Here is a 10072-nt window from a genome sequence, read left to right on the forward strand (position 1 = left end):
TCAAGTTCATGCAAGCCCAACCGCAGCGCTAGAACAACAAGGTTCCGGCATGGACTTGATACCTGGGCGGCGGTGCTGTACCCGTAGGGCTGCCGACGTGAGCGAGGGGAACAAACCCCCACCCCACCAACCGCCAGCGCAGGGACTGACCAGACCCCCCTATGGAGCTGGCGCCAGTTCTCCGAGGGATCAGAGGTCCCCGCCGGAGGCGCCTGCCTTTAGCTTTTCACTAAATCTCTTGACTTTTAAAACTCCCCTCCTCCCCAACTCCTACCCTCTGCTCCTCCCCAACTCCTCCCCTCTGCACAGTACTCTGCAATGTGTAGTACCGTGTTCCGCACAGGAGGAGCAATGGATTCCACGCAACTGCTCAAAGGCGTCCTGGACTCAGCAGTGCTGGCAGTCCTGGAGGACGAAGACGGCTACGGCTACGACATCGTCCGCCGGCTGCGCGTCGCAGGGTTCGAGGACATTGGCGACGCCTCGGTGTACGGAACGTTGAGGCGGCTGTACGCGAACGGATTCCTGACGAGCTACGTCGTGCCGTCGGAATCGGGGCCGCACCGCAAGTACTACGGCATCAACGCCAGTGGGCGCGCTCAGCTGAAGGAGTCCACGGCGACGTGGCGGACGTTCGCCGGGGCCATGGACCGGCTGCTCGGGACACGGAGGGGAGAGCGGGTATGAGTTCCCAGGATTTCGAGGGCTTCCAGGACCTCGAGGACGAGGTGGCCGCTTATGCGGCCGAAGTGCGCGCGCAGCTCGTGGACCTGCCACCCGCCGACAGTGCCGAGCTGTTGGAGGACCTGGAGGACCACCTGCGCGAGGTCGCGGCCGAGGACGTCGGTGCACTGCGCGAGCGGCTCGGGGCGCCCGCGACGTATGCCAGGGAGCTGCGACAGGCTGCGGGGCTGCCCGGGCCGGGGGAGGCCCGGGCAGCCGCCGCGTCCGCGCCCGGCGGGTGGCGGGTGTTGACCCGCGCGGTGCGGCACGGGCTGGCGGACCGGGGCCGCCGGGTCGAGCGTCGCGTCCGCTCCACGGAGGCCGGCCGCCAGGTGCTGGACTTCCTGCCGTCGCTGACGCCCGCGTGGTGGGTGTTCCGCGCGTGGGTCCTGGTACGCGTGCTGGAGGTACTGACCGGCAACGTCAACCTCTGGCAGGACTTCGCGGTGATCCCACGCGTCGGCGAGAGCCGGCTGGTCGGCCTCGTCGCGCTGCTGCTGGCGATCCCCGCCTCGGTGTACGTGGGCCGCTACGGCCTCGGCGACGGCTGGCGGCGACGCCTCCTCATCGCGGGGGAGACCGTGCTGGGCATCTTCGCCTTCACGATCCTCGTGTCCGGCGCGGTCTCGGCGAACGACCACTCGGGCAGCCAGCCGTACGCCAACTACGCCTACTCCCCGCAGGGCTACTACTCCTCGGCCGACCTCAACGAGAACGGCGGCCCGATCACGAACCTGTTCGTCTACGACAAGGACGGCAAGCTGCTCGACGGCGTCTACATCTACAACCAGGACGGGCAGCCGGTGAACGTTGCCCGACCGGGGGAGACCTTCGGCGGGAACATCGACGGAGGCGCGTGGGTCGACGGTTCGGGGCAGCTGGTCACCAACCGGTATCCGAAGCAGCTGATGTCGGCGCAGTGGAGCGCCACCGACAACACGGCGCACTACGTCACGATCCCGCCGCCCAACGTTGCGCCGCCGAAGGGAGTGCACCTGTCGGGCCAGCCCACACCGCAGGATTCTGCGACGCCTTCCGGTGGGACGTCGCCCACCACCCCCGGCGCGAGCCCCACAAGCTCCGCGAGCCCGACGACCGCGCAGAGCACGCAGAGTCCGCAGAGCACGCATAGTGCGCAGAGCACGCAGACCCCAGCACCCTCCACCCCCGCAACTCCCGCCACCTCCACGCCGACCAGCGCCACCCCGGCGCAGAGCTCACCCCCGCCGTCGACGCTCCGTTAGACCCCGGCGAACCCTGGCGCAGAGGGGTAGCGACCACCCGCCGGACCGCTACGGTGGCCGGGTGACAGAAACCGGCCCTCCGCGTGTGCTCGTGGTCGACGACAGCGACGTGGTCAGGACCCTGATCCGCATCAACCTGGAGCTGGAGGGCTTCGAGGTGCTGGAGGCCGACTCCGGCGCCCGCTGCCTGGAACTGGTCCCCGGCGCCGACGTGGTGACGCTCGACCTGCTGCTCCCCGTGCTGCCCGGCGCCGGCCCCGGCGGACTCGACGTGCTGCGCCGCCTCAAGCGCGACCCGGCCCTCGGCGCGCCACGGGTCGTGGTGGTGACCGCCGCCGCGCTGCCGGAGGACCGGCGGCGCGGCGAGTCGGCGGGCGCGGACGCGTACATCACCAAGCCCTTCGAACCCGGCGACCTCGTCGAGGCGGTACGGGCCCTGTCCGGGCCCGGCGCGCGCTGAGCGAGGGCCCCGCCCGACTCCCCGCTCATCCCCGCCCCTCGCTCATCCTCACCCCTGACTCAGCGTCACCCCTCGCTCATCCTCACCCCTGGCTCAGCGCCGCCCCTGCCTCATCCCTGCCCCCGGCCCAGCCCACCATCCCGCCCTCGCCGACCCGCCCCCACCTCCCCAAACGGTCACCCGCCAGGCCTGCCGTACCCTTGGCGGGTGACTCCCGAGCAGCTCTCCCAGGTCGTCCTCGACACCCTGAACGCCGCCGTCGCCGACGGCACGCTGACCCTCACCCCGGTCCCGGGCGTGTGGCCCGCGCGGACCGTCACCGTCGAGCGCCCGAAGAACCGCGACCACGGCGACTACGCCACCAACGTCGCCCTCCAGCTGACCAAGGCCGCCGGCCTCCCCCCGCGCGCCCTGGCCGAGCTGCTCGCCGAGCGCCTGCGCCGCGTCGACGGCATCGCCGGAGCGGAGATCGCCGGCCCCGGATTCCTCAACCTCCGCCTGGCCGCCGGCGCCGCCGGCGAGATCGCCAGGACCATCGCGGCGCAGGGCGCCGACTACGGCCGCAGCACCACCTTCACCGGTCAGCGGATCAACCTCGAATTCGTCTCCGCCAACCCGACCGGCCCGCTGCACCTGGGCCACACCCGCTGGGCCGCCGTCGGCGACGCCCTCGGCCGCCTGCTGGAGGCGGCCGGCGCCGACGTCACCCGCGAGTTCTACATCAACGACGCCGGCAACCAGATGAACAACTTCGGCCTGTCGCTGGCCCTGCGCGCCAACGGCCAGGACGTCCCCGAGGGCCAGGGCCTGTACGAGGGCGCCTACATCAAGGACCTCGCCCAAGCCGTCCTCGACGAGCACCCGGTCCTGACCAGCCTGCCGGAGCAGGCCCAGGTCGAGGCCTTCCGCACCGCCGGCTACAAGACGCAGCTGCGGCTCCAGCAGGAATCCCTGGAACGCTTCCGCACCCATTTCGACGTCTGGTTCTCCGAGCGGACCCTGCACGACTCCGGCGCCGTCGAGGGCGTCGCCGACCGGCTCGCCGAACAGGGCCACGTCTTCGAGCAGGACGGCGCCGTCTGGCTGCGCACCACCGACTTCGGCGACGACAAGGACCGCGTCATCGTCCGCTCCAACGGCGAGCGCACCTACTTCTCCGCCGACTGCGCCTACTACCTCGACAAGCGCGACCGCGGCTTCTCTCCCTGCATCTACATGCTCGGCGCCGACCACCACGGCTACGTCGGCCGCCTCAAGGCGCTCGCCGCCTGCTCCGGGGACGACCCGGACCGCGACATCGAGGTCTTGATCGGCCAGTTCGTGAAGATCGTCAAGGAGGGCCAGGAGGTCAAGCTCTCCAAGCGCGCCGGGAACATCGTCACTCTGGACGACGTGATCGACCTTCTTGGCGTCGACGCCGCCCGGTACGCGCTGGCCCGCTCGAACGTCGACAACGAACTGGTCCTGGACGTGGATCTGCTCACGGCGCAGAAAGCAGAGAACCCGGTCTGGTACGTCCAGTACGCGCACTCGCGGATGTGCGCGGTCAAGCGCAACGCCGCGGAGAAGGGCTACGAGAGGGGCGGCTTCCAGCCGGAACTGCTCACCCACGAGCGCGAAAGCGATCTGCTCGCCACGCTGGCCGACTTCCCGCGGGTCGTGGCACTGGCGGCCGGGCAGCGCGAGGTGCACAAGGTCGCGCACTACCTTGAGGACCTTTCGAAGAAGTACCACGGCTGGTACACCGACTGTCGGATCCTGCCGGAGGGCGACGAGCCCATGACCGATCTCAACAGCGCCCGGATGTGGCTGGCCGAGGCCAGCCAGATTGTGGTCCGCAACGGCCTGGACCTGCTCGGCGTCTCGGCCCCTGAGCGCATGTGACAAAACGGACCGCGAGTAGGGAACACTTTCGGTCCATGAGCAGAAGCGCGCACCCCGCCGGCCCCCGGCACGCCGACGTCCTCCCCGAGGGCGGCCCGGCGGCCGCTCCGGCCGACCTGAACCGGCTCGACGGCCGGGTCTGGCCCGGCGGGGCGGTGCGCGACGCCGGGTCCGGCGCGCTCACCTTCGCCGGCGCGGACGTCCGCGACCTGGCGCGCGAATTCGGAACTCCCGCTTATCTGATCGACGAGGACGACTGGCGCCGCCGGGCCCGCGCCTGGGTCGAGGCCTTCGGCGAGGACGCCGACGTGTACTACGCCGGCAAGTCGTTCCTGTCCGTCGCGATCGCCAAGTGGGCCGCCGAGGAGGGCCTGCACCTGGACGTCTGCTCCGGCGGCGAGCTCGCCGTGGCGCTGCGCGCCGGCTTCCCGACCGCCCGCCTGGGCTTCCACGGCAACAACAAGTCCGCCGCCGAGCTGGAGCGCGCCGTGGCCGCCGGCGTCGGCCGGATCATCGTCGACTCCCACGACGAGATAGAGCGCCTGGCCGCGATCGCCGCCGAGCACGGCGTCCGCCAGCGGGTCCTGGTCCGGGTCACGGCCGGCGTCGAGGCGCACACCCACGAGTTCATCGCCACCGCGCACGAGGACCAGAAGTTCGGCTTCTCGCTGGCCGGCGGCGCGGCCGCCGAGGCGGTGGCGCGCATCCTGAAGCACGGCGAGCACCTGGAGCTGATGGGCCTGCACTCGCACATCGGCAGTCAGATCTTCGACACCGCCGGGTTCGAGGTGGCGGCGCACCGCCTGTCCGAGGCGCTGGCCGCGATCAAGCGCGACCACGGCGTCGAGCTGCCGGAGCTGGACCTCGGCGGCGGCCTGGGCATCGCCTACGTCGAGACCGACGACCCGGCGCCGATCGCCGAGACCGCGCGCCGCCTGAAGGAGATCGTGGCCCGCGAGTGCGACGCCGCCGGCCTGGCCCGCCCCCGGATCTCGGTCGAGCCCGGCCGCGCCATCGCCGGCCCGCCCGGGATCACCCTCTACGAGGTCGGCACCGTCAAGCCGCTGCCGGGCCTGCGCACCTACGTCTCGGTGGACGGCGGCATGTCCGACAACATCCGCACCTCGCTCTACGACGCCGAGTACACCGTGCGCCTGGTGAGCCGGGACAGCGCCGCCGAGCCGATGCTCTCCCGCGTGGTCGGCAAGCACTGCGAGTCCGGCGACATCGTCGTCCGCGACGCCTGGCTGCCCTCCGACACCGCCCCGGGCGACCTGCTCGCCGTGGCCGCGACCGGCGCCTACTGCCGCTCCATGGCCAGCAACTACAACCACGTGCTCAAGCCGCCGGTGATCGCGGTGCGGGCCGGCGCCGCCCGGGTCATCGTGCGCCGCGAGACCGAGGACGACCTGCTGGGCCTGGACCTGGGCTAGCCCGGCCCGCCGACGGGCCCCGGGCCCCCGGCCCGCCCGGGTCCGGTCCGCAGACCGGACGATCCCATATCCCGGACGACGTGTTGTCGAGGGATGGGATTCGGCGAGACTGCTATGACTGACTGTGCCGTGCCCGCTGATGCGCACGGCGCCGACCGAGTTGATGTGGGGTTGAGCGATGCGTACTGAGCCGCTGAGGGTGGCGCTGCTGGGCTGTGGGGTAGTCGGCTCGGAAGTCGCGCGCCTGATGACGGCCAACGCCGCCGACCTGGCCGCGCGCGTCGGCGCGCCGCTGGAGCTGGTCGGCATCGCCGTGCGGCGGCCGAACCGGCAGCGCGAGATCCCCGGGGTCGGCGCCGAGCTGTTCACCACCGACGCCGAGGGCCTGGTCAAACGGGCCGACGTGGACCTGGTGGTGGAGGTCATCGGCGGCATCGAGCCGTCCCGCTCGCTGATCCTGGCCGCGCTGGAGTCCGGCAAGTCCGTGGTCTCGGCGAACAAGGCGCTGCTGGCCGAGGACGGCGGCACGCTGTACCAGGCCGCCGAGCGGCACGGCGCCGACCTGTACTACGAGGCCGCGGTGGCCGGGGCCATCCCGCTGCTGCGCCCGCTGCGCGAGTCCCTGGTCGGCGACCGGGTGCGCCGGGTGCTGGGCATCGTCAACGGCACCACCAACTTCATCCTGGACCGGATGGACACCACCGGCGCCGGCTTCACCGAGGCGCTGGAGGAGGCCACCGCGCTGGGCTACGCCGAGGCCGACCCGACCGCCGACGTCGAGGGCTTCGACGCCGCCGCCAAGGCCGCGATCCTGGCCGGGCTGGCCTTCCACACCCGGGTCACCGCCTCCGACGTCTACCGCGAGGGCATCACCGAGGTCACCGCCGCCGACATCGCCAGCGCCAAGGCGATGGGCTCGGTGGTGAAGCTGCTGGCCATCTGCGAGGTGGACCAGGAGGCCAAGAAGGTCTCGGCCCGGGTGCACCCGGCGATGATCCCGCGCAGCCACCCGCTGGCCGGGGTGCGCGAGGCCTACAACGCGGTGTTCATCGAGTCCGAGTCGGCCGGCCAGCTGATGTTCTACGGCCCCGGCGCCGGCGGCTCGCCGACCGCCTCGGCGGTGCTCGGCGACCTGGTCGCGGTGGCCCGCAACAAGGTGACCGGCAGCCGCGGGCCCGGCGAGTCGGCCTACGCCGGGCTGACCGTGCGCCCGGTCGGCGAGGCCCGGACCCGCTACCACATCAGCCTGGACGTCGACGACAAACCGGGCGTGCTCTCGGCGGTCGCCGGTATCTTCGCCGAACAGGATGTATCGATCGCCACCGTCCGCCAGTCCGGCCGCGGGCTGGACGCGCAGCTGGTGATCGTCACGCACCTGGCCCCGGACGCGGCGCTGACCGCGACCGTGGCCCGGCTGCGGGCTTTGGACATCGTGCGTGACGTGTCCAGCGTCATGCGCGTCGAATCGGACTGACCTTCAGGAAGGCACGGACATGGCTTGGCGTGGCGTCATCGAGGAGTACCGACAGTGGCTGCCGGTCGACGCCGGCACGCCCGTGGTCACGCTGGGCGAGGGCGGCACGCCGCTGCTCGCCGCCCCGCGGCTGTCCGCGCTGACCGGCGGCGAGGTGTTCGTCAAGGTCGAGGGCATGAACCCGACCGGGTCGTTCAAGGACCGCGGCATGACCACCGCGATCTCGCTGGCCAAGCAGGCCGGGGCCGAGGCCGTGGTCTGCGCCTCCACCGGCAACACCAGCTCCTCGGCGGCCGCCTACGCCACCCGGGCCGGGCTGCGTCCGGTGGTGCTGGTCCCGGCCGGCAAGATCGCCCTGGGCAAGCTGGCCCAGGCGCTCGCCCACGGCGCCACCCAGCTGCCGGTCGAGGGCAACTTCGACGACTGCCTGCGGCTGGCCTGCGAGCTGGCCGCGAAGTACCCGGTGGCGCTGGTGAACTCGGTGAACCCGGTGCGCCTGCAGGGCCAGAAGACCGCCGCCTTCGAGATCGTCGACGAGCTCGGCGACGCCCCCGACATCCACGCGCTGCCGGTCGGCAACGCCGGGAACATCTCGGCCTACTGGCTCGGGTACCAGGAGTACGCCAAGGAGGGCCCGGCGACCCGGACCCCGCGGATGTTCGGCTTCCAGGCCGCCGGCGCCGCCCCGATCGTCAACGGCGCGCCGGTGGAGCACCCGGACACCATCGCCACCGCGATCCGGATCGGCAACCCGGCCTCCTGGGACATGGCGGTGGCCGCCCGTGAGGCCTCGACCGGCGTCATCGAGGCCGTGACCGACGAGGAGATCCTGGCCGCGCACCGCGTGCTCTCCGCCGAGGAGGGCGTGTTCGTCGAGCCGGCCTCGGCCGCCGGGGTCGCGGGCGTGCTGAAGCTGGCCCGGGCCGGCCGGCTGGAGCCCGGGCAGCGGATCGTCATCACGGTCACCGGCCACGGCCTGAAGGACCCGGACTGGGCGATCAAGGCCGCGCCGCCGCTGCCGGAGCCGGTGCCGGCCGAGGTGCAGGCCGTCGCCGAGGCCCTCAGCCTGGGCTGAGGAAGGCTCTGATAGACCTCTGAGGAGCCCGGACTTCTGAGAAGCTCAGATTTCTGACAAGTCCGGGCTCCTGGCAGGTCCGGACATGATGAGAAGTCCAGAACTCTGACAAGTCCGGATCCCCCGCGATAAGCCTCAGCGCAAGCTCAACGGCTTCCCTCAAGCCCGCACCACCCGCACGAACGGAGCGCAATGCCGAGCCCTGTCTTCCGAGCCGCCCCGGTGCGGGTCCGCGTGCCGGCCACCAGTGCCAATCTCGGACCCGGCTTCGACTCCCTGGGCCTGGCGCTCGGGCTGTACGACGAGGTGATGGTCCGGATAGCCGACGACGGCCTGCGGGTCGACGTGGCCGGCCAGGGTGCCGACACGGTGGCCCGCGACGAGAGCCACCTGGTGGTGCGGGCCCTGCGCCGCGCCTTCGACCGGCTCGGCGCCCGGCCGCCCGGCCTGGAGGTGGTCTGCGCCAACCGGATCCCGCACGCCCGCGGCCTGGGCTCCTCGGCCGGCGCCATCTGCGCCGGGATCGCCGCCGCCCGTGCCCTGACCGTGGGCGCGACGCTCACCGACGACGAGGCGTTGCAGCTGGCCACCGAGATGGAGGGCCACCCCGACAACGTCGCGGCCTGCCTGCGCGGCGGCTTCACCGTGGCCTGGTTGGACCAAGCGGGTGAAATCGCGGACGCCGCCAACACCACCGCGCGCGTACTGCGCGTGGACCCGCACGACACGCTGGCCGCGGTGGCGTTCGTGCCCGACGAGGGGCTGTCCACCGAGGTGGCGCGCGGTCTGCTGCCCAAGCTGGTGCCGCACGCCGACGCCGCGCGCAACGCCGGCCGCTCGGCGCTGCTGGCCGCCGCGGTCACCCTCGGCCGCTCCGACCTGCTGTTCGCCGCCACCGAGGACCGCCTGCACCAGGACTACCGGGCGCCGGCCATGCCGGCCTCGGCCGCGCTGATCGGCGCGCTGCGCGCGGCCGGACACGCCGCCGTGGTCTCCGGCGCCGGTCCCACCGTCCTGGTTCTGACGACGAAGGACCAGGTCCAGGCGGTGATCACGACCGGCACGGCGGCGGCCGGCGCCGGCTGGACCGCCCTCGACCTCGCCGTTGACGGCGCCGGTGCGGTAGCATTGGGTACAGCCGATGGCGCGTGGGCGGGGAACGGATCCCGATGAGGGTCACGACCCAGGGTTCAAACCCACGCCACGGGGGACTGTGAATGGTGAGAGCAGCGCCCGCGTATGGTTTTCCTTGGGATCCCCTCGAGGCCGAGGCGGAGTCCCGCTGGACACCACGAGGTGTTACTCTCCTGTCGAGCACCGACTTCACCACAGGTGAGCGACAGCGCGACACATCTCCTAAGGCGGGCACTGGCCCCGTCGGCGGCGATTCGCGCGAGTGCAGTCTTAGGTATCCCGTGTGAATGCTTCCGCGGCTGATCTGTATCTGTCATGCGCGGACACCCTGTAATGCGACCTCGGTTCCAAATTCAACACTGCTCAACACAACCAGCACCTGTCCCCGCACCCGGCGCGGCTGAAGCCCGCGCGGGTCGGCGACCAGGAAGGATCGCTTCGTGAGCGACACCACGACTGAATCCCCCGCCACCGCCCCGTCCGGGCGCGCCGGCAAGGGGCTGTCCTCGATGCTGCTCCCCGAGCTGCAGGCCTACGCCGTGAGCCTGGGGATCACCGGGACCGCGCGGATGCGCAAGGGCCAGCTCGTCGAGGCTATTCAGGAGAAGAACGGCGGCGGCGCGGCCGCCGCCAAGGCCGAGCCGG

Annotated in this window: 9 protein-coding genes; all 9 read left to right on the top strand. The window is 71.8% G+C overall.

Annotation, left to right across the window (positions count from 1 at the left end; translation table 11 throughout):
* Nucleotides 1–351 precede the first annotated feature (351 nt).
* Nucleotides 352–687 (top strand): PadR family transcriptional regulator, encoded by a 336-nt coding sequence (locus ABD481_RS45890; RefSeq protein WP_344672248.1) that lies wholly within the window; start codon nt 352–354, stop codon nt 685–687.
* Nucleotides 684–1967, top strand: a complete 1284-nt coding sequence (locus ABD481_RS45895) for an HAAS signaling domain-containing protein (RefSeq protein WP_344672249.1) — start codon at nt 684–686, stop codon at nt 1965–1967. The genes ABD481_RS45890 and ABD481_RS45895 overlap by 4 nt, the downstream gene beginning before the upstream one ends.
* Before the next feature lie 61 nt (nt 1968–2028).
* Complete coding sequence (locus ABD481_RS45900; protein WP_344672250.1) at nt 2029–2427, top strand: response regulator; 399 nt, start codon at nt 2029–2031, stop codon at nt 2425–2427.
* A gap of 207 nt (nt 2428–2634) precedes the next feature.
* Nucleotides 2635–4311 carry an arginine--tRNA ligase gene (gene argS, locus ABD481_RS45905; RefSeq protein ID WP_344672251.1) on the top strand — a complete coding sequence of 559 codons (1677 nt, stop codon included), beginning with the start codon at nt 2635–2637 and terminating at the stop codon, nt 4309–4311.
* A 35-nt stretch (nt 4312–4346) separates the two neighbouring features.
* On the top strand, nt 4347–5744 hold the full coding sequence (gene lysA, locus ABD481_RS45910) for a diaminopimelate decarboxylase (RefSeq protein WP_344672252.1): 1398 nt from the start codon (nt 4347–4349) through the stop codon (nt 5742–5744).
* A 178-nt stretch (nt 5745–5922) separates the two neighbouring features.
* Nucleotides 5923–7218 (top strand): homoserine dehydrogenase, encoded by a 1296-nt coding sequence (locus ABD481_RS45915; protein ID WP_344672253.1) that lies wholly within the window; start codon nt 5923–5925, stop codon nt 7216–7218.
* A gap of 19 nt (nt 7219–7237) precedes the next feature.
* Complete coding sequence (gene thrC, locus ABD481_RS45920; protein ID WP_344672254.1) at nt 7238–8293, top strand: threonine synthase; 1056 nt, start codon at nt 7238–7240, stop codon at nt 8291–8293.
* A gap of 192 nt (nt 8294–8485) precedes the next feature.
* A complete protein-coding gene (gene thrB, locus ABD481_RS45925; protein WP_344672255.1) occupies nt 8486–9466 on the top strand; it encodes a homoserine kinase in 981 nt (326 codons plus the stop codon).
* Nucleotides 9467–9867: 401 nt separating this feature from the next.
* The coding region (locus tag ABD481_RS45930; protein ID WP_344672256.1) for a Rho termination factor N-terminal domain-containing protein at nt 9868–10072 on the top strand (205 nt) is incomplete at its 3' end.

It is taken from the genome of Catenulispora yoronensis (assembly GCF_039531695.1).
GTDB lineage: Bacteria > Actinomycetota > Actinomycetes > Streptomycetales > Catenulisporaceae > Catenulispora > Catenulispora yoronensis.

Excerpts from the sequence above, each read along its gene's own strand:
- ABD481_RS45890 (WP_344672248.1), top strand. The coding sequence starts at position 352 with ATGGATTCCACGCAACTGCTCAAAGGCGTCCTGGACTCAGCAGTGCTG.
- ABD481_RS45895 (WP_344672249.1), top strand. The coding sequence starts at position 684 with ATGAGTTCCCAGGATTTCGAGGGCTTCCAGGACCTCGAGGACGAGGTG.
- lysA (WP_344672252.1), top strand. The coding sequence starts at position 4,347 with ATGAGCAGAAGCGCGCACCCCGCCGGCCCCCGGCACGCCGACGTCCTC.
- ABD481_RS45915 (WP_344672253.1), top strand. The coding sequence starts at position 5,923 with ATGCGTACTGAGCCGCTGAGGGTGGCGCTGCTGGGCTGTGGGGTAGTC.
- thrC (WP_344672254.1), top strand. The coding sequence starts at position 7,238 with ATGGCTTGGCGTGGCGTCATCGAGGAGTACCGACAGTGGCTGCCGGTC.
- thrB (WP_344672255.1), top strand. The coding sequence starts at position 8,486 with ATGCCGAGCCCTGTCTTCCGAGCCGCCCCGGTGCGGGTCCGCGTGCCG.